This window comes from Paenibacillus sp. 7516, assembly GCF_002272715.1.
GTDB lineage: Bacteria > Bacillota > Bacilli > Paenibacillales > Paenibacillaceae > Paenibacillus > Paenibacillus illinoisensis_A.
In genome coordinates, this window is sequence record NZ_NPBI01000020.1 from 142,202 (window position 1) to 164,990 (window position 22,789).

Genomic DNA, 22,789 nt, shown 5'->3' on the forward strand with positions numbered 1-22,789 from the left:
AGGAGGAAGTGATGACCATCAAACTTAGCCTTATAAATTGGGTCCAATTGGATGAAAGTCTACGGCTTATGTTGAAAGGAGGATATGAGGTTAAGGTTATTCCTTTGTCACCTGGACTGGAAGCAGATGTAATGAAAATCGTACTTGATGATCAGCCGTATGTTCTGAAGATATGGAACAAGGAATCCAAACCAAATGTCGGCAACCAATACAGGCTGTTGTCCAAACTACTTCGTAATGGAATTCGTGTCTCCACACCTTATGGCTGGGGCATGGATGAGGAGCAGAATCAGGTTCTGTTAACGAGCTATGATGGTACACCTGTTACCCAATTAACATCTTCCAAACTGGCACATTTGGCTCAAAATTTAATGGAGGTCCATCGTTATCCGTTAAATGAAGCTGGTGCAGAAGATGGAGCGTACATATCCAGGCATGATTTTGTCGGTTATTTCTTTCCTTCCATTGAGCTCCATGAAGACATAGGCACTCATCTGTCGCACCTTCTTCAGCGCGTCCAGCTTAGGCAGGATTGCTTAATCCATGGCGATTATAATCTGGGTAATATTCTTGAAATGGAGGACCACTATACCATTATCGACTGGACGAACGGACAGGTCGGTGATCCGAGGTACGATATTGCCTGGTCTGTTTTTCTCATTATGATCTACAGTGGCGAGAATTATGGCGAGACGTATTGTGCTGAATTCAGGCGCACGGCAAGTTACTCGCTGGAGGATGAGAAAGTATTTGAGGCAATTGCGTGTCTGCGTTGGCTTCTGTTAAGACGCGTCGGCGATGTGCCCATGGGACCGAAGGTAATGCAGCGTGTGCGTGCAATTGTTTGTAATAATCCGTATTTGCGGGAGAGTCTATTGCACCCATGACAGAAACACCCGATGGAATTATTAAATGATGAGTAAGCAGGTGAAATCCGTACTTATATTTTGGGTTGGAATACTACCGAAGGTACCTCCGGTACAAATCATGATTCATTATTTCCCCGGGAATAGTCATGAATAGCCTGTCTTAAACGATCGTTTCCTGCATACCTATGGTATAGAGGGGCGTGATAGGTCATGGAACAGAAGGTGCAAACCTACTTTCAACTGAAGCAGCAGCAAAAAGACATCGAGCAGCAATTGTCTGTGCTACGAGATGAGATTGTCGCTTATTGTGCGGAACAAGGGGTATACGAGGCGCAGGTTGGCGGTTATACGGTGAAAACGGTGCTTCAGCACCGCAAGGAATATGACGACCAGAAGCTATATGCCGCACTGCCTGATCCGGATATTTGGCGACTGCTGTCCAAGGTAGACAGTCATAAGCTGAAAAGCCTGATTAAGCTGAACGTGCTGTCCGAGGAGCAGATCAGTCCTGCCTGTACCGTAAAACAGGTTACGCTGCTGCAGGTGGACAAGCTATAGCTTTAGCCCTTTTAGTTCAACAGGAGGATGTGAGATTTATTCCTTGGTTGGGCTACATCATATACATCATACAAAAAACAGGCATGCATTTACCTTGAGGCGTTCTGAACGTCTCCCCGAGTGTAAATGACATGCCTGATCTTTATTTGTGCTGCAAATCCCGTGTGATTTTGCGGCCTGTTGGCGTCTGGGCAAGGCCGCCGCTTGCCGTTTCGCGTAATGATTCAGGCATGGCCGATCCAACCTCAAGCATGACCTGTACCACCTCATCGGAAGGAATGACACTGCGGACTCCGGCCAGCGCCATATCGGCGGCTCCGAGAGCAGTAATGGCACCAAACCCGTTCCGTACGATGCACGGAATCTCGACAAGCCCGGCTACCGGATCGCAGATCAGGCCTAGGGTATTCTTCAGCGCAAGCCCAACGGCGTGGATGGCCTGGGACGGGGACCCGCCCCGGATATCCACCAGCGCTCCAGCTGCCATCCCGATGGCTGACCCTACTTCGGCCTGACACCCGCCTTCTGCACCAGAGATGAACGAATTGTTGGCAATGACATAACCGATTGCCCCGGAGGCGAACAGGCCGTAGACCATCTGTTCATCGGTCCAGCCGAATCGCTCCTGACTGCTGATAAATACCCCGGGAATAATGCCGCAGGAACCCGCCGTCGGTGTAGCAATAATTCGGCCCATCGAGGCATTGACCTCGGATACCGCAAGTGCGTAACTCATCGACAGACTGGCATGGTCGCCGAGCAAGGACTGTCCATCTGCACGAAAAGCCATCAATTTACGGGCGTCTCCTCCAGTTAAGCCGCTTTTGGAAGTGGTATCGGTGTGAAGACCTTGATGCACCGCACTTTTCATAATCTCATAATACTCTTGCATCTGGCCGAATACGGTGCCCGTGTCTTCGCCTGATTCATGACATTGCTCTTCCAGCATGAGCTGGCCGAGGGAAAGATTGCGGGTCTCCGCCAGTTCGGCAAGTTGTTTTAGCGTTCGAAAGTTCATTGGCGTAGGCTCCTTTATCTATTAAGCGGAAATCAGTTCCAATATTTAAGTTAAAGATGGAGCAGCGTGACTTCCTGGACTTCCGGAATCACCTCAATCTGCCTGACCACGGCGGGGTCAATCCGACCATCACATTCGAGCACCATCATGGCTTCACCTCGCCGGTTCTTACGATCCACGGACATGTGTCCGATATTAATGCGATTATCTACAAGCAGGCGGGTGACGACAGCAATGACACCTGGTTCATCGCTATGACGAATGATGAGTGTAGGATAGAGAGCCGTCAGCTTCAAGTTGTAGCCGTTAATCCGGACAATTTCGATATTTCCTCCGCCAATTGACGTACCGATCATGTTTAATGTGCGATTTCCCGCTGCGTTGGATAGTACAATCTCCGCAGTGTTCGGATGCGGGTACAGACCTGTCCCCGGACGAATGACGGTTTGCATGCCAGCCATATCTGCATGGGCAAAAGCTTCGGGCAATCCGGGGTCATCCGTGTCCATATCCAGAAGACCGCCAACGATGGCGGTATCGGTACCATGTCCTTTATACGTTGCGGCAAAAGAGCCAAACATGATGATCTCCGCATGGGAAGGGCATTCGCCGAACAGTTGTCTAGCCGTGCGTCCAATCCGTGCTGCTCCTGCAGTGTGGGAGCTTGACGGTCCAACCATGGCTGGACCGATAATGGAAAATACGTCTTTGAACCTCACAGTCTCATTCTCCCCGTTTTGGAGGCTGCACATCTGCGGGAACGAGGCAGTCGTACACTTCCCCGCCGAGTCTGTCCAGTAACTCCTGTTGTGCTTCCTTGACGATCTCTGGATGCAAGATGGATTCAATGGCCGTGGCTGCCATCGCTTTGGCAGCGAGCAGCATGCCCTTGTGGGCAAAACTGCTCTTGCCTTGGGCAACGGTTTGCCAAGCATGGAGCGGCGTGCCAAAGGCCATCGTGGTTGTGATACACTGCGCCGTCGGCACGTTCCAGCTGACATCGGCTACATCCGTTGATCCACCCATGAAGGTCTCCTTCTCATCCGAATAAGGAGCAATAAAGTTTGGCAGCGGTCGCTCAGCCAGAAGAGGGGCCAGTTCAGGACCAACTAATGCGCCAGCTTCCTGCTGATTTGGGAGCGGCAGCGTATCATAGATGGCTTTGGCATAATGGTATTCTTCCTCTTCATATTCGGGTGCACCGAAAGCCACGAGATGCTGATGCATCACTTTTTCGAGCGTGCTGTTCGGAATCAGGTTGGCACATGCGCCTTCATATTTAAAATCCATTGTGGTATCTGTCATCAGGGCGGCCCCTTCTGCGACTTTCACCAGACGTTCAAACAGACTCCGTACCTGAGCGCTCTTCGGTGCTCGTACGAGATAAGTGACCTCGGCTTCCGCCTGCACGACATTGGGTGCCAAACCGCCCGAGTTCGTAATGGCGTAGTGAATTCGGGCCTGATCAATCATGTGCTCACGCATATAATTTGAACCGATGTTCATCAGCTCAACGGCATCGAGAGCGCTTCGGCCCAGGTGGGGAGCGGCAGCAGCATGAGCACTAATGCCTTTAAAAGTAAACGTGCCGTGAATGACCGCATTGGAGCTTCCATGCATAACGGCATTCATGGAATGAGGGTGCCAGGAGAGTGCAGCATCCACATCCTTAAAATAGCCCTCGCGAGCAAGATACGTTTTACCATACCCGCTTTCCTCGGCCGGGCATCCATAGAAGCGCACCGTTCCTTGGGTTTCCGGATACTCCTTAAGATAGTCTTTGACTGCGACCGCCGCAGCCACAGCGCCTATTCCGAGCAGGTTATGTCCGCATCCATGACCGTTACCACGCGGCTGAACGGGCTGGTATGTGCTGATTCCTGCTTCCTGGCTGAGATCAGCGAGTGCGTCATATTCGCCCAGTAAGGCAATAACAGGCAGCCCTGAACCATAGGAGGCGATGAATCCGGTCTCCAGTCCGGCAACACCTCTCTCAATTATGAAGCCTTCCGATTCAAGCAATTCGATCAGCAGCTCTGCGGATTGAAATTCATCAAACCTTGTCTCTGCAAATTCCCAGATTCGGTCACTGGCTTGGGTAAATAGCTCACGTTTTCCTTCAATGGCATCGGATATATATTGGGTTAGATCAATCGTTGTTGTCATGGGATACACCTCTCTACATGTGTTTTATGGTGGACACGAAATGGCTTGTTAGTTATGGCATGATTTTTATCTAGAAAAAGGGTACTAATCTGCTGCGTCTTTAAACGGCCGTTGCCTGCACTTCGGAACCACTGTCCTGTTTTGACCGACGCGAGAACAATAACGAAAGGGAGCAGATAAGGGCGAAGGCGATCAACATGATGAAGGCCGTTGCATAAGATCCCCCTGAAGCTTGTACCAGGAACCCGATCAGCATCGGTGTCAGGAAACCGGCGAGTTGCGCACCTGTGTTAATGAATCCATTGGCCGTTGCGACTACGGATTCGGGCATCGTTTTAAGGGATTTCGAAATGATGAGTGTTGAAATAAAACCAGCCATGGCCGTTACGATCGTCATGTACGTAATGAATGTGGCAATGCTGCCTGCAGAGCCCATAAGGTACAGGAACAAGGCAACAAGTACTCCGAACACGGAAGCGATGATTCGATCTTTGCCAGCTGGGATGCGGTCAAGCACATAGCCACTGAGGAGCATGGTGAAAATGCTGACGACAGCCGGGATGGCTGAAAGCAGTCCCATTTGTGTCATATCCAAACCCCGGACATTGACCATGTATGTTGGCATCCAGGATTGAAGGCCCCAGTTCACGGCATAAATACTGAAGTAGCTGATAAACAAGTTCCAGATCATGGGTGTTTTCAAGACGTCTTTAAGCGATGTTTTGGGTTGTTGGCCCGAGGCAGAGGCAGCGAGTGAAGGTTTGGCCGGTTCTTTGAGTAAAAAGAACATGAGGGCCGTGATGAGGATGCCCACGACACCGATGATATAGAACAGGTTGCGCCAGCCGATAGTGACAAGGGCGTGTCCAGTCAGAATGGGAGTGACAACCCCCATAATCGCAGCGGATGCCAGCATGATCGACATGGCTCCGCTTCGCTGGTTGACCGGAAAGTTGGTGGCGATCGCTTTGGAACCGGAAGGGAAGAAGCTGCCTTCACCAATACCAAACAGGAAACGAACAAAGATGAGAGAGAGCAGTGACCAGGCCGAGCCGGTCAAGATGGTGAATACGGACCAGGAGAACAAGGAAACGAGAATGACCTTACGGTAGCCAAAACGGTCAGCGAGTGCTCCGCCCGGAATCTGCATAATGGCATACCCGAGAAAAAAGCTGCTGAGGATGATTCCTTGTGCGGAAGCGCCCAGACCCAGGTCCTGAGTTATTCCCACAATGGCATAGTTGATGACGAAGCGATCCAGGTTGCCTAGGCACCAGCCGAGAAACAAGAGAGCGAGAACAATGTACTTGAAGTGTTTGCTTTGCATGATTTTGGACATTGTGTTACCTTCTTTCTCATCAATTGTTAACTTGATTTCTGTGTTGATATAAAGTTACAGGATGAGAGGGTACCAACACAATGTATATATATGTATAATAAATTGTAGTTTTATGTGAAAACCTACATTGACTTGGGGGCGGATCTGTTGAATGGAATCTTGCATGAAATCCTGAGAGAACGTTTGGGGAAATGCGATTATGAGGTTTGGATCAGCAGTAATTGGGAAGATTGGGTGCTGAATGAAGCCATTGGCATAAAGGAAAGTATACCGCCTTGTTTTGCTGAAAGCCTCCCTCTTCAACACCCCAAAGTAGAGCAAGAATCAGATGATGCTGTGTTAGTTTATCTGCCATATAGCAATAATATATGTGTGGCAATTCGTGTTTTTAAGAACTGGCACTGTTCTGCGGAAGATTTAGTTACGCTATCCTCATTACTCTATCCGTATTATACGGAGGCTGTGGCCAGCAAGCATGAACGTGCTTTGAACGAAATTATGAACAGTATCCGTGATGTGACTCAGCTGTTAGATCTGAATGAACTGTTGGGGCGGATTTTGGTGAGTGCGCTATCAGTCATCCCTTATGAATGTATCGGGGTGTTATGGAGATATGATCCTGCAATTGATGCACTGAAGGTTAAGGCGAGAGCTGGAGAAATGGGCGAGGACATGCTGAAAATGAAGCTGAAGCCGGGTGAAGGCATTATTGGCAATACATTTAAGCGAGGCACACCCAAGCTCTATAACAGTTTTTCCACAGTGGAAGATGACTTCGGCAACATGACACCTGACAACAAGTATCATTTGAATTCGGCATATGACTTTCAGAATATCGGGTCGATCATTTCGGTGCCAATCAAGGTGGGAGGCGAGCCGGATTGCGTGTTAATTGTCTATCAAAAAGGAAGAGTCCCCATATTCACGGAATCGGATGTTAGACTGCTGCAGAGCTTTGCCGATCAGGTTTCCATTGCCATCACGAATGCCCAGCTCTATGAGGATCTGAGCAAACGGAACGAGACGCTCATCAAACGGGACGAGATTCATACATCCTTAATGCGGCTTTCCCTCCAAAATAAAGGTGCGGTATCCATCGTTAACGAATTGACACGTATCATTGGCGTGCCAATCGTCTTTATCGACTTTATTGATAATGAATGGATTCCCAAACGGAGCAGCGTCCTGAATAATTGGGATATGGAGAAACTGCGCAATCTGTACGAATCCTTGCATCATCCTGATTATCTGACATGTATCAAGGGGGAAGAAAGCCAGGTATTTCAATATTTGTACCCGATTGCTTCGGCTAATCAATGTCTCGGTTATCTGATCATGCAGATGAATACTCCGCTGGAACCATTGCAGTTGATTGCGCTGGAGCAGGGGAGCTCCATCCTGGCTCTTGAACTGATGCGCAAGCAGTCTCTGGCTGAATTTTACTTCAAGAAAACACAGCAATTCTTCAATGAACTGAGACTTAGTCAGGACTCGGAGGATTACTGGCAGAAGTCGGGGGAGATCGGGATTGGTCCTTCAACTTTCATCGTAGTGGGCCTTTTGGAGTTTGCAGATCGGGTGAACCCATCCACATATAGTCCATTATCCGTTCAGCTCATTGCTTATCTGAGAGAGAAAATGCCAAGCGGAACGCTGCCTGTTGCGTTTGGGGATGAGAGGCGAATTACCTTGCTGCTGATCGTAACCGATGCGGTTAAACCCGGTAAGCTGGAGCAGCAGTTCAGCTCCCTGGTGAAGGATTGGGAGAGTCGAAATCAGGTGAAATTATTCGGAGGCTTAAGTTCAATCCGATCAGGCGTGGACGCGATTAATACGGGATTCCAGGAAGCGGATAAGGCACTTGCGTATCAGAAGACAAGGGGCGAACGGGGAACCATTCGCTATACGGATATTGGTGTCAACCGTTTGTTCATCCGGCAATCTGCGGAGGATCTGAATACGTTTATGGCAGAGATCTTTGAGCCGCTTCGACCTGCCAAAGGGCAGACCGGCGGACTGGAGGAAACGCTAATGACATATATGGCTTCCGGAGGATCTGCCGCTCAGACGGCAGCCACGCTTCATATTCATATCAATACACTGTATCAGCGGATTCGCAAAATTGAAGAGATTCTGGGCATGTCCTTGAGTAACCAGGAACACCTGCTTCATCTGCAGCTGGCCTGTTATCTGCGGCAGACATACCGCTCATCTTGAATGAATATCTGGATTTATTTGGTAAAATATGATAGCGTTAAGAATAGAATAAGGCGTTTTAAAATAAAGTCCCGAAATGAGGGTGAGAAGATGAATCACATCCGCAATTACCTGATTGCATTTATGGGCAATGTGACATTTACCTATTTCATTTTTGCTGAGGGCACTCTTAACAAGCCGTTGATGTTCGCCACACTGATGCTGCTTCTGATGATGGGGATGGATTTTATAAAAAGCAGAACCACACATTCACTGAATAAAATACCATGAAACAACCGACTCTCTGGCTGGGGGTCGTTTTTTGTGTGCACAGGTGAAGTATAATGATTAGAAAGGAAATAATTGGGCTTCTGGCCAATGCCAGTCGTTTTGGGAGGTGCATATCACGTTGCTTCAAAAAAAATTCAGACAATGGGCCGAACAAAAGGCAGGCCCACTGCGAACGCTTCATATTACTACCGAACCGGTGAAACATGGCCATGTGAATGAACAATATATTCCCGACCCCTCGACAGGGTTTGTTCATGAATCAGGGTGTGCCATGGGCCAAGTAACTGTCTGGGAATCTGGACAAATGGAATACGAGGTAATAAACATCGAAACGGAAGAATTGATCTTGTGGAAGTATATAGAGCAGATTGAAGATGAGGCTCCTGATTTTGATAAGCTTTTGCAAGGTTATTTCCAAGTGTTACAGACAGGTGTTAATTCTTAACGTGTACCGCGTGAAGCTGTCCAGATGTAATGGCTGCTGACTTCCATTTACATCATGTCCATTGTTCATTACACTTGAGGTATAGTCACACTAATCCCCAATACAGATTATCAGGAGGAAACCATTCATGCATCAATCCGAACATATTCAAGAAGCTAGAGATTACATATTAAACCGAATCAACACCAAGCCTGTCGTAGGCATGATCCTCGGTTCCGGCCTTGGAGCACTTGCGGACGAGATTGAGAATGCTACAGTTATTCCCTATACAGATATTCCGTATTTTGCACAATCTGAAGCTGTTGGTCACGCTAACGAGCTGGTCATTGGCGAACTAATGGGCAAAACGGTCGTAGCCATGAAAGGGCGTCTTCATTACTATGAAGGTTTCACGCTGGATGAAGTGACGTTTCCGGTTCGCATCATGAAGGCGCTGGGTGTCGAGCAATTAATCATTACGAATGCCTGCGGAGCCATCAACACAAGCTTCCAGCCGGGACAGCTGATGCTCATTACGGATCACATTAACCTGGTAGGCAACAATCCATTAATGGGACCCAATAACGCTGAACTGGGTGTACGTTTCCCTGACGTGTCCCAGGTATATAGCCGCGAGCTGCGCAGTATTGCGCTTAAGGTTGCAGAAGAGCAGAAGGTCAGCCTGCAGCAAGGGGTGTATGCGTGGTGGAGTGGCCCTGCGTATGAGACACCAGCCGAGATTCGCATGATTCGGACGATGGGCGCGGATGCTGTAGGTATGTCTACGGTTCCTGAAGCGATCGTAGCCATCCATGGCGGCATGAAGGTGCTGGGCATTTCCTGCCTGACCAACATGGCCTGCGGCATTCTGGATCAGCCGCTCAGTCATGATGAAGTCATCGAAGTGGCTGCACAAGTGAAGACAACCTTTATCGGGCTTGTCAAAGGCATCCTGCAAGAGATGTAGGGAAGAGAGGCTAACCCTTTTCATAGTAACCATTGAAAAAGCATTGTCTATAACGGATGACCTCCGGTGGACTATGCTTTTTTTGATCATAATTAGGTGCGAAAATATTCCTAAACGGGCAGAAACGACCTATAATAGGAGAGATTCAAACTGGTAGAATAATCAAGATCGGCTGATCAAAGGAGACTGACAGCAATGGAAGAGTTGGGTTCAACGGAATACGTCATTTTTGAACGCATCAATGCGAACTGGTTAAGGGGATTTGAAGGCGTTGGGGGGAAGCTGTTCCTTACCAATGAACGATTGGTCTTTATTCCACATGGCCTGAATATTCAGACCGAATGGCTTCAACTTGAGATCTGGGGCATGACCAAGATTGAGAAACGAAAGACCTGGGGAATCATTCCTAATGGTATTACAATTACGATGGAGGATGGACTTGTCTTCAAGTTTGTCGTTTGGAATCGTTCGAAGATTATTGGCGAGATTATACGTGCTAAGCGAATGGATAATGAATTGATGTAGAAGTGCGAAAGCAGTAGTACATATACGAAGAAACAGGTATTTGGAGTTATGAATATGGAGGCTGTATTAATGAACCAACTAACGATGCATCAAGCTGTGCAGGAAGATGTGGAGTGGCTTGCTGATTTGCGTGCTCTGGTTCTATATGACGATCTGACCAGATTGGGAAGGTATGACGAGGTGAAGGTTCGGGAACGTTTCCGGAACACATTCGATCCGATCTATACATGGATTATTAAGCTGGAGGGGTCACCTGTAGGTTGTGTGTCACTGAAGCCTATGGCTGAGGGTGCTCTGCTGGAGCACTTTTACATTCATCCGGATGCTCAGGGCAGGAAGCTCGGGACCGAAGTATTGCAAAAGCTACTGGGAAAGGATGAAGTCAGGGGCAAACGTGTCATGTTGAATGTGCTGCAGGGAAGCCGGGCGAGACGGTTATATGAACGGTTTGGGTTTGTTGTAGATCGTGAAGATGAGGTAGATATGTTTATGTCCTTCCAGCTAACAGGAGATTGATCTTTAAATGGCATCATGATAGGCCCATTCATTTAATTCTTGAATGGGTCTATTGAACATTTCTATTATACTTTCCTGTATCTGTATCCTAATATGGATAATAACCTACTTATTTTATAGGAATTATATACTATGGAGAATACCGATATGCCGGATTGGAAGCGTAATCTGTATATTCTGTGGTTGGGGCTTTTTTTCAATCATATGGCGTACACCTTGTCCGTGCCGTTCTTTCCTCTGTTCCTGCAAAATGATCTCGGAATTGAGAGCGGGCTGGAGGCCTGGTCCGGTGTCTCAATCTCAATCAGCTTTCTGATCAGCGGACTATGTGCGCCCTTCTGGGGATCACTGGCTGACCAATACGGCAGCAAGCTGATGCTGATCCGGTCGGGTGTTGGGCTGGCGATTGCCCATTCTGCCAACTTTTTTGTTCAGGATCCTTACACCTTTATTGCTGTTCGGGTCTTTCAGGGACTCATGGCAGGATTCAATCCGGCCTCCATCACATTGGTGGGCACGAATACGCCGGAGAAACATGTCGGCTACGCGCTGGGTGTCATCTCCACATCCACTGCTGCAGGCGGAATTCTTGGGCCTCTTGCTGGAGGAGTGCTCAGTCAATGGATTGGACTGCGGGGATGCTTCATTGCATCCGGGATCATTACACTGTGCTCGGCTCTGCTGGTTCTTGGCGTAAAAGAGTCGCGCAGAAGCCATAAAGTGGCTTCCACCAGTATTCTGGGTGATCTGAAGAGAGCGGCATCCACTCCCGGTTTAATGCGGATCTATGGCCTCATTTTACTCGTCTCCACGTCCGTGCTCATCATTGAACCGGTGCTTACGCTGTATGTCGTTCAGATCGGCGGAGATGTAAGCCATGCGACACTCAGTGCAGGCATCGTATTTTCAGCCATCGGCGTAGCGACAGTCATTATGGGACCCAGATGGGGAAAGATTGGTGGCAGGATCGGGTATGAGAAAACCTTGTTTATCGGGCTGATCGGTGGCGGTATTGGCAGTCTTCTTCAGCTAACCGCGTATAATCTCGTGTATTTTGGAAGTTTGCGATTTATCTATGGTCTGTTCTTCGCTGCGGTCTACCCGGCTCTCAATGCATTAATTATCAAATATGCGGAGCACGATTTTCGGGGCAGGGCAGTTAGTCTCAGCCAGACGGCGAGCCAATTCGGTATTGTGCTTGGGCCTTTAATTGGCGGCTTTCTTGGTGGATGGACAGGCATTCCTTTTATTTTTCTGCTCACAGGGATCGTACTTCTCGGGGCTGCCTGGGTAGTAAAGGCAAGTGATATGAAGCAAATGAACAAGAGTGATCGGATTACTCACGAAAACATAGGGAGGACTTGAATATGACGAAACGACGACTGAAATTGGGGGCCAATCTGAACGGAGTCGGGAATAGTATTTCCTTCTGGCGACACCCTGACATTCCGATTAATGCCAGTGTTAGCCTTGATTTTTATAAAAAACAGGCGCGTAAAGCGGAGGAAGGCAAGTTCGATCTCCTATTTATTGCTGACGGTCTCTTTATTAACGAAAAATCCAATCCTCATTTCCTGAATCGCTTCGAGCCATTGACCCTGTTATCTGCGCTGGCAGGAGCCACTTCCAATATAGGGCTGGTTGCGACATTATCAACTTCCTACAGCGAACCGTTTACGGTAGCGAGGCTATTTGCTTCACTGGATCAGATCAGCGGAGGACGATCGGGCTGGAACGTAGTCACTTCCCCACTGGAAGGGTCGGCACTTAACTTCGGCAAAGGCGAGCATCCAAACCATGCGCTTCGCTATGAAATTGCTGAAGAGCACCTGAATGTGGTCAAAGGACTATGGAATTCCTGGGAGGATGATGCATTTGTAGGGGACAAGGAGAATGGTGTCTTCTTCGACCCTTCCAAGCTGCATACGTTGAATCACAAAGGGAACCATTTCTCTGTACAGGGACCGCTCAATGTGGCACGTTCGAAGCAGGGTTATCCGGTCATTTTCCAGGCAGGTTCATCCGAATCCGGCAAAGACCTGGCAGCGAGATCGGCAGATGCTGTATATACGGGACATGAAACGTTCGAGGAAGCAAGGGAGTTTTACCTGGATGTTAAGGCAAGAGCGTTAGCATATGGACGTCAGGCTGAAGACATTCTGATCTTCCCGGGTATCGGTCCAATTGTGGGCAGAACAGCGGAAGAGGCAGAGCAAAAGTATCAGGAAATTGCCGGCCTCGTCAGTATTGACCACGCGCTGAATTATTTGGGGCGTTATTTTGACCATTATGACTTTTCAAAGTATCCGCTTGACGAGCCTTTCCCTGAGTTAGGTGATGTGGGCAGCAACAGCTTCCGCAGTACAACGGACAAGATCAAGCAGCAGGCACGGGAAGAGGGGCTGACTCTCCGCCAAGTCGCGCTAAGAGCGTCAACGCCGCGAACCTCATTCATTGGAACACCCGAGCAGATCGCCGATCAGATCCAGGAGTGGTTTGAAGGCGAAGCCGCAGACGGATTCAATATCCGTACGGTTGTGCCGAATGGACTAGCGGATTTTGTGGATCTGGTTGTCCCCATTCTGCAGGAACGAGGGCTATTCCGGACAGAATATGAGCATGAGACGCTTCGGGAGACCCTGGGGCTCGAAATTCCGCGTAATCGGTACACGCTGGAACGTGTGAACTAAGTGGAGCAACATGACGATGGGTATTCACATTTGGCAAACTTGATCTAAGTCCCGTTAATAGGGGGATAAAAAAGAGCGGTGATGACGTATCTTCAACGTCATCACCGCTTATTTGTATGCAAATCTGCTTGGTTCAGAATGCTTTGAAGGAAATCCAAACGGATCCCATCATGACAACAATGCCGCTAATACTGGTCATCAAGTAATAAAAGTCGCTAGGTTCGGGGTCGTTCACCCAGATCCAACGAAGGGAGATGAGGAAGAGGATATCCTGAAACCTCCGGTAGTAGAAGCTGCACCATCCAAATATCAAACCGGCGAGTGCGAGAAAAAGGTAGACAGGCTCACCTTGCGTGTGATGGTATATCGGGTAAGCAGCAGTCACGATTATATCCGGTGAAAATTGCTCTTCGTCCTCGCTAAGTATTCTCTGGTTGTTAACGTAAAAAGCGATGGAAGTTATGATATTGCCTTCTTCATCAAAACTTCTTAATATACCGCCATGGTCCTGAACCTCATACGTGTCTCCTTTGGGGTATAACACGCTATATTTTGCATGAGGTTTGGAACTGAGTTCGGTAATGATATATTTCTGATCGTCGATGAATACGGTGCGCTTCTGCTGCCCCACTATTACCTGAATGGAATCAGCCGTTCTACTCCGGTATATCAACTGGTTTTCTTCTTGGCGATCAAATGAATACTTGTGATTGTCTGCGTAGAATATGTGTTCCGTGAAATAAGGCTTGGATAGGAAGCCAACGATCACAGACACAACCACAACGCATGAAAAGAAAATAAGGGTAGGGGATTTGATTTTTCGCAACCTTGTTATCATATGAACGCCTTCCTTCCACTTTGTTCTCTATTACGTAAATTCCAGGAACTGGTTGCAGTGGGTTCTGCAAAAAAAAGAAATGGAACATACTGGTTTCTTTTTTGGACGTGGCTGTTATTATGAGTTTATACCCTGAATTTGAGCTTGAGAGGGTGCAGCAGTTGTTGCCTATTAGACAAGTCACAGGAGGAGATTGGGATGATTAGAGGATTAACGAAAGCGGGTTTGGGGAAGATCGAGTCTGATGAACAATATATTACGAATGCAGCCAAATATGGCTTCCAATCCGTAGATTTGAATCCGCTCTCATTGGTTCAACAGTACGGGAAGGAACAAGCTGCACATCTATTGGAACATAATCAGGTGATCATCGGTTCATCGGATTTAACCGTGGACTGGAGAGGCTCGGAAGAGCAGTTTCGTGCAGGGCTCAAATCTCTGGTTGAAATGGCCGAAGCCTCCGCTTCGCTGAATTGCTTTACTTGCTGCACCTATGTTCTGCCCTCGACCGATCAGCCTGCAGCATCCTTTATGGCGGCGGCTACCAGACGGCTGAGGCTCTGCGCAGATATCCTGGGTGCTTACGGTATCCGGCTGGGGCTGGAGTTTGTCGGCCCCCATCATTTGCGGACCCAGTGGAAGAATCCGTTTATTTGGAGTGTGGAGGACACCTTGGACTGGATCGAGACCATTCATGCTCCCAATGTAGGCTTACTGGTGGATTCCTATCATTGGCATACGCTTGATTTGCGTATGGAAGAGATGCTGCAATTGAAAAAGGAACAGATTGTTCACGTTCATATCAATGATGCTTCTGATCTGCCAATTGAAGAATTGCTTGATAATCAGCGCCTCTACCCAGGCGAGGGAGTCATTGATCTGACGGGTTTCCTGAAAAATCTGAAGGCCATTGGTTACACGGGCCCTGTAGCTCAGGAAGTTCTGGCCCCTGCATCAACACTTGATTCAAGCGAGCTGTTTGCCAAGTCAAAGGCAGGCTTTGACAAGGTGTTTGCGGAGTTATAAATTGATGGAACAAGGCCCGTACATGATGTACGGGTCTTTTCGTTTCCTTATATAAACAATTTACCCTAACCAAGGTGGAAGTGGAGTATTGTATAAGCATTCGTAAGGGGCAAATTGGCCTTACATCTATCAATAAGCTACTTTTAATCAAGCAAGCCACGTTCGTTCATCAATTGATGTGTTACCGCCCACAATTTGTGTTGCATTTCGGCATCTCCGCCTGGAGCTGCAGGCGTAATAGCCGCTCCGCTGCCCACGTTAAAATAACCTCCCGAAACCTCCCCAAACTTGGGCTCCACAGCCAGACGAGTCATGATGTCCGCCCCTCGGCGCGGGTCGCCGATGTGCAGAAACGTTAAGATGCGCTCCAGCACACTCGCGAACCACAGCTCCCGACCAAGGCCGGTGACATTGAAACCAGGATTCAAGGCATTCACACAAACCCCGGTCTCATCCCATTGTCTGGCTAGTTCACTGGTAAACATAATATTGAGAAGTTTGGTTTTGCCATAGATCGGAGAGGAACCGCGTGCAGTAAAAGGAGTGGTATCCATCAAGTCATCCGGCAGCACCAGTTGACCGTGATTCCGTGAGGCTTCAGATGCAACGTTCACAACACGGGCATGGCCCGACTGAATCAGGGAATTGCGCAACGTATACGTTAGCAGCCAAGGGGCCAAATAGTTCACGGCAATCATCTCGGCAAACCCTTCAGAAGTCACTCTCTGCTCAAACGCATGGAGTCCGGCATTATTCAAAAGTACATCGATACGTGGATACGCAGCTGTAATTTCAAGCCCAACACGTTTTACATCACTTAGCAAGGATAAGTCTCCGAAGAAAAAGTGGATGTTGGCAGAGGGCACGATTGCCCTGATTTTGTTCCTGGTGGCCTCGGCGCGCTCTTCGCTACGGGCTGTAAGTATAAGCGATGCACCACGTTTGGCAAGTTCGATGGCAGCAAGCTGCCCCAATCCGTTTGTTGCTCCGGTGATTACAATAATGGGCTGTGTTGTTTTCATGGTTAAGCCTCCTTTTGACACGAACAGAGTCGGCAGATATAATTGACATAAATCAACTATACATATATTAATTGAATATTAATTGATATTTGTCAACTATATATTCTGAAGCCCTGCTTTAATGAATGAAAGAGAGGGGAACAACAAAATGAGTGAACATGCAGCCAAAACAAAAGATAGAGAAACCCTGGAACTGGCCCTTGGTGAGCAGATCCATGCTCTGATTAGTGCTTCGCATGCACTCAATGTTCGGTCTGCCGAGCGTTTTGATGCGACGTTGCAGCCTGCTGCTTTTCACCTCGTACGGTGGCTGTACTCTTATGGTCCAACAAGTGCCGCAGCTTTGGCAGAAGCGACTGCCATGGACCGCAGCTCGGTAAGTCGTCTGATTAAGCAGCTTGAAAAGTCGGGATATGTGAGCAAGGAGCAGGACCCTGATGATCGGCGCGGCATTCTATTGTCTCTGACAGAGCTTGGCGAGCAGTCGACAGTGAATGCGCTGAAGGAGAAGGAGTCTGCCTTTTATGAGCGTATATCCAGATGGGATGATGAAGAACTGGGACATTTCACCACCATGCTTCGGCAGTTTAACGGGTTGGAGGGGTAGTTGTGGGGGGATGTAGCGCAAGTTGTGTTGATATAAACATAGCCATTGTAAAAAAATCAAAAGGTGATATCCACATTTCCGCTGGACATCACCTTATGATCTACTGAGGATAAAACAGAGTTTTATTTGTCGGCAAGGTATCCTAGACCATGTTTGAATAAAGTACTTGTATCTACAGGAAGCATGAACGTGACATCAGGTAAACTGCCGTCTGTTTTTCTGGCTGCTGATAATTGAGTCGTATCCAGACTTACAAAATCCTCTGGGGTGAGCTGAAGGCCACCATCAATGGTCCAAGAATTATTGGACACATTTTCGATAGGGTGGTTATCGTTTTTGATGGTTGTCCCCATGAAGGCAATGTTATTATGTAACACTTCCCTGTAACCAGGAATGTTGGTGATATCCGTTGGACTAACGCGCTCCAGCATATCATAATTGGCCCGGCTGTTATTATATGACGTGTTATTGGTCCAGTTAGCGGATTGTCCTGGCTGATGATTCGCATAAAAACCATTCGCTCCGTTATTCACGGCAAGTGAATATCTGACGGTATGTACAGGCAATGGATCTGGAATGTCGGTTGTCCGGTAGGCGTATCCTCCGACTTTGAATCCGTTCTGGTCGCCTACGCCATTCTGGTTGCCCCTGTTGTTAAACGACCAACAATGATCGTACACCACAGGTCCCTTAGAACTGATGCTGTCGAATCCATCATCACTGTTATTCCAGGCGCGAGAATTAATGAACGAGACCGCTCCACCATGAGCTCCGAATCCATCTGTATTCCCGGCAGATACATCCGTTGGGCCAATATTGTCATAAGCATCCGAGTTAAGAACGGTTCCTGTTCCATTCCCTGTATAGTAAAAACCAATCGCTTCATTCCCGTAAGCGGCCATATTCACGAAGTCGGCTTGCCCTCTGATTCTGAAAGCCTCCGATTGAGGCTGCTCACCTACTTTAACACCAGTGACATCGAATCCCTGGAAAGTGACTCCTGTTGTCCGGTCTTCAACAAAGAATGCAGCCACACGTAAATTGGTTGGGACATGACTGAAGTCAAAAACAGGTCTTTCACCCGGATATGCCTCGTAGGTAATTCCATTTTTGTTGAAGGCATGAACATAATTATAATTACTATCCGTTTTGGCGATTTCAAAATCATCGTAAACTCCGCCGCGGATATAGACCGTATCGCCGGACGAAGCCATGGACTGGGCTTGCATCAAGCTCTTCAATGGCTCATTTATCGTTCCCGCATTGGTGTCACTGCCGTTCGGAGAGACGTAATAACTCGTCGCACTTATAGTAGCAATGGTTCCTTCTTTCCCTGAATCCAATGTATCTCCAGCTGCCATAACAGAGCTTGTCATAAACAAGGCTGTAAGCATGGAATAAATGATGAATAAACTCCCGAGTTTTCTCACAATGCTTTTCTCCTTTTGGGTCAATCAATGGTTTGGTGACGTCTTAGCAACCATGGCGCATGATTTTTATCGGTCCCCCGTATAGAGATTTTTATAAAACAACGATGAAATAATTCTTTTGCAGTACGTCTTAGGTATAAAGTAATGGTGTTATAAGAAAGCTTTTGATGGGGAAAGTCAGCCTCTGTTGAAATTAATTTTTGCCTCTTCATATGTAGTAGATTTGCCATTGAGATTAACATCCCATTAACAATCTTTTTACGTAACTGGAGATGTAAAATTCAAGCCAAAAGGGAGCATTGACCGAGTATCCTTGGGATGTAGAGCTCATGAATATCTCTGAAATGGATCGTATGTATTACAGTGTTTGGAATCATGTTCACAGGACGATTTTTACATAATTCGTTAGCTTGATCCCATCTATCATGGAATTCTCACAAAGCTCTTCCTGTCATCCACAAGAGTGGTGAAAGTTTCCTGAATGGTGAACAAACTTTGAACGTTGCGAGAGGCTGGATCGGCTTCATTTTTTCAAGTCTGACTCATAAAATGAGAGATTTTGAGAGCATACATCATATGCATGCAGCAAAAGCAAGCTTTAATAGAACGTAAATGAATGCAGCTCTATGTAAAATTTTTAATAGGCGCTTTCAACGCGTTGACCCTGCCCTCAAAGTCTCATATATTTACTCCCGGCACAACAACACAGAACGGGTGGAGGGATCAGGTTGTTCAACAAAAAAGGAAAGAAAATGCTGGCTATGCTTACGCTGATACCCCTGGCTGCAGGGATGGTCATGGGAGCTTTTCCGGCGGCGATTACCCATGCAGCTGCGGGAGATAACACGCCAGTCAACAGCATGGCTGCAGGCTCATGGCAAACGGGGGATTTGCACGTACATACCTTTGAATCAGATGATGCGCAGAATTCGCTGGAGAACGTCCTGGACGCGGGTTTGACGCAATATGGGCTGGACTGGATCGCGCTGACGGATCATTTGCGGTTATCCAAGCGGGATCACAACGGAAATGAAATCCCTGGTGGATCCATTCCGATGTCCGTGGGGATGAATGAATATCAGGTACCACAGATCAAGGCACTACAGGAGCAAGGCAAATATGCAGGCAAAACGATCTTCTCCGGCTTCGAATGGGACATGCCGACGCATGAACACGTTGGGGTGGGTATTCTCACAGATGAACCGAATTCGACCGAAGCTCTTGAAGCTGCCAAAGAATTCGAATATCGTTTTACCAATCGCGATGCGAGTCTGTTTGATCCGGCGGATGTAGCGGCCTGGGATCAGGAAGGCGGACGTGCCTATACGACACATCAGGATGCCCTAACTGCCATTAACTGGCTGAAAACCAACTATCCAACAACGAGCTATGCGATGATCAACCATCCTTCGCGTGGCAAAAATAAATATACGATTGCAGACTTCCGTGATTTCAACGATCTGGCACCACAAGTGGTATTCGGTATCGAAGGTATGCTGGGTAACCAGATGGAACCGGATCGTGGCGGGTATAACACAACCTACAACGTGTCTAATCCGACGGCAGACGATGGGTACAAATACCGTACATATGGCGGTGTAGACTACATGGTGGCCAAAGTCGGCGGACTGTGGGACGCACTCCTGGGAGAAGGTCGCCACTTCTGGAACTATGGTAACTCGGATTACCATTTCAAGACGATTGGCACGAATTCCAGTGGTTATTTCCCTGGGGAATATGCCAAAACTTACGCGTGGATTGAGGGCAGCGGAATGCAGGCCGTGCTGGAAGGCCTTCGTTCAGGAAAATCCTTTTCCGTATTTGGTGATCTGATTAACGCATTGGATTTCACCGCTTCCGGAGCAGGCGCTCAGGCTGAAATGGGTGAGGATCTGAACGTGATTCAGGGCGATGAAGTGGAGCTGAAGATCCGGTTCAAGAGCCCAACCACGAGCAATAACTATGAAACACCAATCAACAGCGGTACGTCGGCTGGACAGGTACCTGTAGTAGATCACGTCGACTTGATTGCAGGAGATGTGACAGGCAAGGCCGAGAAGGGTACAGCCGCATATAACAAGGATACCAACGATTCCACCCGCGTGCTGGCTACCTTCACATCGGACGATTGGACGACAGATGCCGAAGGCTACCATGTCATCACGTATAAGATCAAAGCGACGGATCAAGACCAGTATTTCCGCCTGCGCGGGACGAATCTGGATATGAATGTTCCGGGAGAGACGGTGAATGGCGAACCCCAGCTGGATCCGAAGAACACAACTTCTGATGCGGAAACGCGTTTCAACCAAATCAATGATAGCAATTATCGGGATCTGTGGTTCTACTCCAATCCGATCTTCGTGAACGCGGCACCTTACAGTGATGTACAGGCGGTAAATGACACGCTCCAAGCGATTGATCTGGGGGACCTGAACGCAGTCACGTCCGACCTCACTCTTCCTGTTGAAGGAAAGCATGGAGCAACGATCGCTTGGTCCAGTTCCAATCCGGCATTGATTGATAATCAAGGCAAGCTGCTGACACAACCGGATAACAATGAACGATTGGAACTGACGGCAACGGTACAACGCGGCAGCGAAACTCAAACGAAAGTCTTCACTGTCATCGTAGAGGGCACGAATAATCAGGTTCTGATTTTGAAAAGCAATATGACGACCACAGACGGCCAGCCGTATCATACGGATACATGGACGAACCAGTCTGTATACGTAAGTGTAACCAGCGCGGTTTATGCACCGGCTACTTCGGCGACCATCGAGCTGTCCCGTGATGGAGGTCAAACGTATGATCCTTATACCGCGAATACACCTCTGGAGATCGCCGAGCCTGGAGAACACAGCCTGTTGTTCCGAGCTACAGACGATCTGAACAGTGAGTATACTTTACCTGTGATGATCAAAATCGACCGTGAAATTCCGGTGATCACGCTGCAAGGCAGCAGTCAGATGACATTGAACGTGGGGGATACCTACACTGAGCCTGGAGCATTGGCATCCGACAATGTGGGGATCAGCGGTTCCGTACAGATGGATGGCACCGTGAACACGCAAACAGCCGGAATCTATACGATTCGTTATAACGTAAAAGATATCGCTGGCAATGCAGCAGAAGAAGTCAAACGTACCATTACGGTACAAGCCAGTTCGAACAATGGCGGTGGATCAGGCGGCGGTAATGGAGGCAGTTCCGGTGGCAATACGGGAGGAAGCACGCCAAGCGTACCGACAACCCCTGCCGTTCCTACAACACCATCCACTCCGGACACCGGATCGGATTCATCCACTGAAGTGAAGGTAGAGGTGGAAGCGAACCAGCCAGTACAGACGGGGATTAAAAACGTGGTAGAATTCAACGCTCCGGCTGGAGCCGTTGGGGAAAAAGATACTTTACAGCTGTCCGTGATTGCAAAGGACAAACTGCAGAATACAGCTTCGCTGAACGTGCTAGGTCAAGCGGTACAGATTAGCCGCTCAGGTGGACGGACGTTAAACCATTCGGCTGAGTTGAGCCTGAATTATGATCCGACAGGTTTGATAAGCGGAACGAAGCCGGCAATCTATTATTATAACGAAGCTCGTCAGAGCTGGGTTTTTGTCGGCGGGGAAACGAATGCTGCTGGAACCATTACGGCGAAGGTGAATCACCTGGGTACCTTTGTTGTCTCCAGTTACACACCTGCGGATCTGACGGATCTAAATGGACACTGGGCATCTGATTATGCGGATCGTCTGATGGGCATGAACGTCATCCAAGGGTATGCAGATGGAACATTCCAACCGTCCAAGGAGATCACAAGAGCTGAGTTTGTCACATTGCTTAGCAAAGCATTGGCTCTCCAAACGGTAGCGTCCACGACTTCATTTGCCGATGAGGAAGCTGTACCTGCATGGGCGAAGTCCGAGATTGCAGCTGCCGTGCAAGCCGGTATAGTGACAGGCTATGGAGATAATACATTCAAGCCGGACCGCACCATTACCCGTGCGGAGATGGCTGTGATGATGGCGAAGGCGTTGAAGTTGAGTGATGTTCAAGCAGGAACGAACGGTGAGAATGCCAAACCAAGCTTCACCGATGCAGCACAAACGCCAGCTTGGGCACAGGAAGCCATGGATGCAGCTGTACAAGCTAATATTATTAATGGGTATACGGATCATACGGTTCGCGCGGAGAATATGACGACTCGTGCGGAAGCAACAGCCATGATTTATAAATTCCTGCTTGCGATGTACCTGTAAAGAATAAAGGAATGTATTGTTAAAAAAGAGGGGTGCCACGAGGTCGAG

At 48.2% G+C, this 22,789-nt stretch carries 20 protein-coding genes; 13 read left to right on the forward strand and 7 right to left on the reverse strand.

Features of this window, described 5'->3' with window-relative positions; all coding sequences use genetic code 11:
- Positions 1 to 11: 11 nt before the first annotated feature.
- Together CHI14_RS16605 and CHI14_RS16610 are read left to right on the forward strand one after the other, a co-directional pair.
- Positions 12 to 887, forward strand: coding sequence for an aminoglycoside phosphotransferase family protein (locus CHI14_RS16605; RefSeq protein WP_095289618.1), 876 nt, complete (start codon positions 12 to 14; stop codon positions 885 to 887).
- A 192-nt stretch (positions 888 to 1,079) separates the two neighbouring features.
- Positions 1,080 to 1,427: a hypothetical protein gene (locus CHI14_RS16610; RefSeq protein ID WP_095289619.1), complete on the forward strand. Its 348-nt coding sequence runs from the start codon at positions 1,080 to 1,082 to the stop codon at positions 1,425 to 1,427.
- Positions 1,428 to 1,569: 142 nt separating this feature from the next.
- Here CHI14_RS16610 and sdaAA read toward each other — a convergent pair whose 3' ends face one another.
- The 4 genes from sdaAA to CHI14_RS16630 form a co-directional block, all read right to left on the reverse strand.
- Entirely contained in the window at positions 1,570 to 2,445 is an 876-nt protein-coding gene (gene sdaAA, locus CHI14_RS16615; RefSeq protein WP_095289620.1) for an L-serine ammonia-lyase, iron-sulfur-dependent, subunit alpha, read from the reverse strand.
- A gap of 50 nt (positions 2,446 to 2,495) precedes the next feature.
- Positions 2,496 to 3,164: an L-serine ammonia-lyase, iron-sulfur-dependent subunit beta gene (sdaAB, locus tag CHI14_RS16620; protein WP_095289621.1), complete on the reverse strand. Its 669-nt coding sequence runs from the start codon at positions 3,162 to 3,164 to the stop codon at positions 2,496 to 2,498.
- 4 nt (positions 3,165 to 3,168) lie between these two features.
- Positions 3,169 to 4,599 (reverse strand): amidohydrolase, encoded by a 1,431-nt coding sequence (locus tag CHI14_RS16625; protein ID WP_095290120.1) that lies wholly within the window; start codon positions 4,597 to 4,599, stop codon positions 3,169 to 3,171.
- A gap of 112 nt (positions 4,600 to 4,711) precedes the next feature.
- Positions 4,712 to 5,950: an MFS transporter gene (locus CHI14_RS16630; protein ID WP_349290383.1), complete on the reverse strand. Its 1,239-nt coding sequence runs from the start codon at positions 5,948 to 5,950 to the stop codon at positions 4,712 to 4,714.
- Between the two features lie 147 nt (positions 5,951 to 6,097).
- On the opposite strand from CHI14_RS16630, the gene CHI14_RS16635 reads away from it, so the two are divergent.
- The 8 genes from CHI14_RS16635 to CHI14_RS16670 all read left to right on the forward strand — a co-directional run bounded on the left by CHI14_RS16635 (position 6,098) and on the right by CHI14_RS16670 (position 13,559).
- The gene (locus CHI14_RS16635) at positions 6,098 to 8,167 is read left to right on the forward strand and encodes a helix-turn-helix domain-containing protein (RefSeq protein WP_095289622.1); all 2,070 of its coding nucleotides are present in this window, start codon (positions 6,098 to 6,100) and stop codon (positions 8,165 to 8,167) included.
- A gap of 90 nt (positions 8,168 to 8,257) precedes the next feature.
- Positions 8,258 to 8,437 carry a hypothetical protein gene (locus CHI14_RS16640; RefSeq protein WP_095289623.1) on the forward strand — a complete coding sequence of 60 codons (180 nt, stop codon included), beginning with the start codon at positions 8,258 to 8,260 and terminating at the stop codon, positions 8,435 to 8,437.
- 118 nt (positions 8,438 to 8,555) lie between these two features.
- Complete coding sequence (locus CHI14_RS16645; RefSeq protein ID WP_095289624.1) at positions 8,556 to 8,882, forward strand: immunity protein TriTu family protein; 327 nt, start codon at positions 8,556 to 8,558, stop codon at positions 8,880 to 8,882.
- Between the two features lie 127 nt (positions 8,883 to 9,009).
- On the forward strand, positions 9,010 to 9,828 hold the full coding sequence (locus CHI14_RS16650) for a purine-nucleoside phosphorylase (protein WP_095289625.1): 819 nt from the start codon (positions 9,010 to 9,012) through the stop codon (positions 9,826 to 9,828).
- 195 nt (positions 9,829 to 10,023) lie between these two features.
- Positions 10,024 to 10,353, forward strand: coding sequence for a GRAM domain-containing protein (locus CHI14_RS16655; protein ID WP_095289626.1), 330 nt, complete (start codon positions 10,024 to 10,026; stop codon positions 10,351 to 10,353).
- Between the two features lie 69 nt (positions 10,354 to 10,422).
- Positions 10,423 to 10,869 carry a GNAT family N-acetyltransferase gene (locus tag CHI14_RS16660; protein WP_095289627.1) on the forward strand — a complete coding sequence of 149 codons (447 nt, stop codon included), beginning with the start codon at positions 10,423 to 10,425 and terminating at the stop codon, positions 10,867 to 10,869.
- A gap of 132 nt (positions 10,870 to 11,001) precedes the next feature.
- Positions 11,002 to 12,234 carry an MFS transporter gene (locus tag CHI14_RS16665; protein WP_249281149.1) on the forward strand — a complete coding sequence of 411 codons (1,233 nt, stop codon included), beginning with the start codon at positions 11,002 to 11,004 and terminating at the stop codon, positions 12,232 to 12,234.
- 2 nt (positions 12,235 to 12,236) lie between these two features.
- Positions 12,237 to 13,559 (forward strand): LLM class flavin-dependent oxidoreductase, encoded by a 1,323-nt coding sequence (locus CHI14_RS16670; RefSeq protein ID WP_095289628.1) that lies wholly within the window; start codon positions 12,237 to 12,239, stop codon positions 13,557 to 13,559.
- A gap of 133 nt (positions 13,560 to 13,692) precedes the next feature.
- Here the strand turns inward: CHI14_RS16670 and CHI14_RS16675 are convergent, their stop codons facing one another.
- Entirely contained in the window at positions 13,693 to 14,397 is a 705-nt protein-coding gene (locus tag CHI14_RS16675; RefSeq protein WP_095289629.1) for a DUF6199 family natural product biosynthesis protein, read from the reverse strand.
- A gap of 198 nt (positions 14,398 to 14,595) precedes the next feature.
- On the opposite strand from CHI14_RS16675, the gene CHI14_RS16680 reads away from it, so the two are divergent.
- On the forward strand, positions 14,596 to 15,423 hold the full coding sequence (locus tag CHI14_RS16680; protein WP_095289630.1) for a sugar phosphate isomerase/epimerase family protein: 828 nt from the start codon (positions 14,596 to 14,598) through the stop codon (positions 15,421 to 15,423).
- 143 nt (positions 15,424 to 15,566) lie between these two features.
- Here the strand turns inward: CHI14_RS16680 and CHI14_RS16685 are convergent, their stop codons facing one another.
- Positions 15,567 to 16,445, reverse strand: a complete 879-nt coding sequence (locus CHI14_RS16685; protein ID WP_095289631.1) for an SDR family NAD(P)-dependent oxidoreductase — start codon at positions 16,443 to 16,445, stop codon at positions 15,567 to 15,569.
- 148 nt (positions 16,446 to 16,593) lie between these two features.
- Between CHI14_RS16685 and CHI14_RS16690 the strand changes: the two genes are divergently transcribed.
- On the forward strand, positions 16,594 to 17,052 hold the full coding sequence (locus tag CHI14_RS16690) for a MarR family winged helix-turn-helix transcriptional regulator (protein ID WP_095289632.1): 459 nt from the start codon (positions 16,594 to 16,596) through the stop codon (positions 17,050 to 17,052).
- 122 nt (positions 17,053 to 17,174) lie between these two features.
- Here CHI14_RS16690 and CHI14_RS16695 read toward each other — a convergent pair whose 3' ends face one another.
- On the reverse strand, positions 17,175 to 18,482 hold the full coding sequence (locus CHI14_RS16695) for a DUF4990 domain-containing protein (RefSeq protein ID WP_249281150.1): 1,308 nt from the start codon (positions 18,480 to 18,482) through the stop codon (positions 17,175 to 17,177).
- Between the two features lie 728 nt (positions 18,483 to 19,210).
- Between CHI14_RS16695 and CHI14_RS16700 the strand changes: the two genes are divergently transcribed.
- Complete coding sequence (locus CHI14_RS16700) at positions 19,211 to 22,741, forward strand: S-layer homology domain-containing protein (RefSeq protein ID WP_095289633.1); 3,531 nt, start codon at positions 19,211 to 19,213, stop codon at positions 22,739 to 22,741.
- The last annotated feature ends 48 nt before the right edge of the window (positions 22,742 to 22,789 follow it).

What these genes read in the sequence shown, in the direction of transcription:
- CHI14_RS16605 (WP_095289618.1), top strand. Translation starts at nt 12, where the DNA reads ATGACCATCAAACTTAGCCTTATAAATTGGGTCCAATTGGATGAAAGT.
- CHI14_RS16610 (WP_095289619.1), top strand. Translation starts at nt 1,080, where the DNA reads ATGGAACAGAAGGTGCAAACCTACTTTCAACTGAAGCAGCAGCAAAAA.
- sdaAA (WP_095289620.1), bottom strand. Translation starts at nt 2,445, where the DNA reads ATGAACTTTCGAACGCTAAAACAACTTGCCGAACTGGCGGAGACCCGC.
- CHI14_RS16630 (WP_349290383.1), bottom strand. Translation starts at nt 5,950, where the DNA reads ATGTCCAAAATCATGCAAAGCAAACACTTCAAGTACATTGTTCTCGCT.
- CHI14_RS16640 (WP_095289623.1), top strand. Translation starts at nt 8,258, where the DNA reads ATGAATCACATCCGCAATTACCTGATTGCATTTATGGGCAATGTGACA.
- CHI14_RS16650 (WP_095289625.1), top strand. Translation starts at nt 9,010, where the DNA reads ATGCATCAATCCGAACATATTCAAGAAGCTAGAGATTACATATTAAAC.
- CHI14_RS16655 (WP_095289626.1), top strand. Translation starts at nt 10,024, where the DNA reads ATGGAAGAGTTGGGTTCAACGGAATACGTCATTTTTGAACGCATCAAT.
- CHI14_RS16660 (WP_095289627.1), top strand. Translation starts at nt 10,423, where the DNA reads ATGAACCAACTAACGATGCATCAAGCTGTGCAGGAAGATGTGGAGTGG.
- CHI14_RS16665 (WP_249281149.1), top strand. Translation starts at nt 11,002, where the DNA reads ATGGAGAATACCGATATGCCGGATTGGAAGCGTAATCTGTATATTCTG.
- CHI14_RS16670 (WP_095289628.1), top strand. Translation starts at nt 12,237, where the DNA reads ATGACGAAACGACGACTGAAATTGGGGGCCAATCTGAACGGAGTCGGG.
- CHI14_RS16675 (WP_095289629.1), bottom strand. Translation starts at nt 14,397, where the DNA reads ATGATAACAAGGTTGCGAAAAATCAAATCCCCTACCCTTATTTTCTTT.
- CHI14_RS16680 (WP_095289630.1), top strand. Translation starts at nt 14,596, where the DNA reads ATGATTAGAGGATTAACGAAAGCGGGTTTGGGGAAGATCGAGTCTGAT.
- CHI14_RS16685 (WP_095289631.1), bottom strand. Translation starts at nt 16,445, where the DNA reads ATGAAAACAACACAGCCCATTATTGTAATCACCGGAGCAACAAACGGA.
- CHI14_RS16690 (WP_095289632.1), top strand. Translation starts at nt 16,594, where the DNA reads ATGAGTGAACATGCAGCCAAAACAAAAGATAGAGAAACCCTGGAACTG.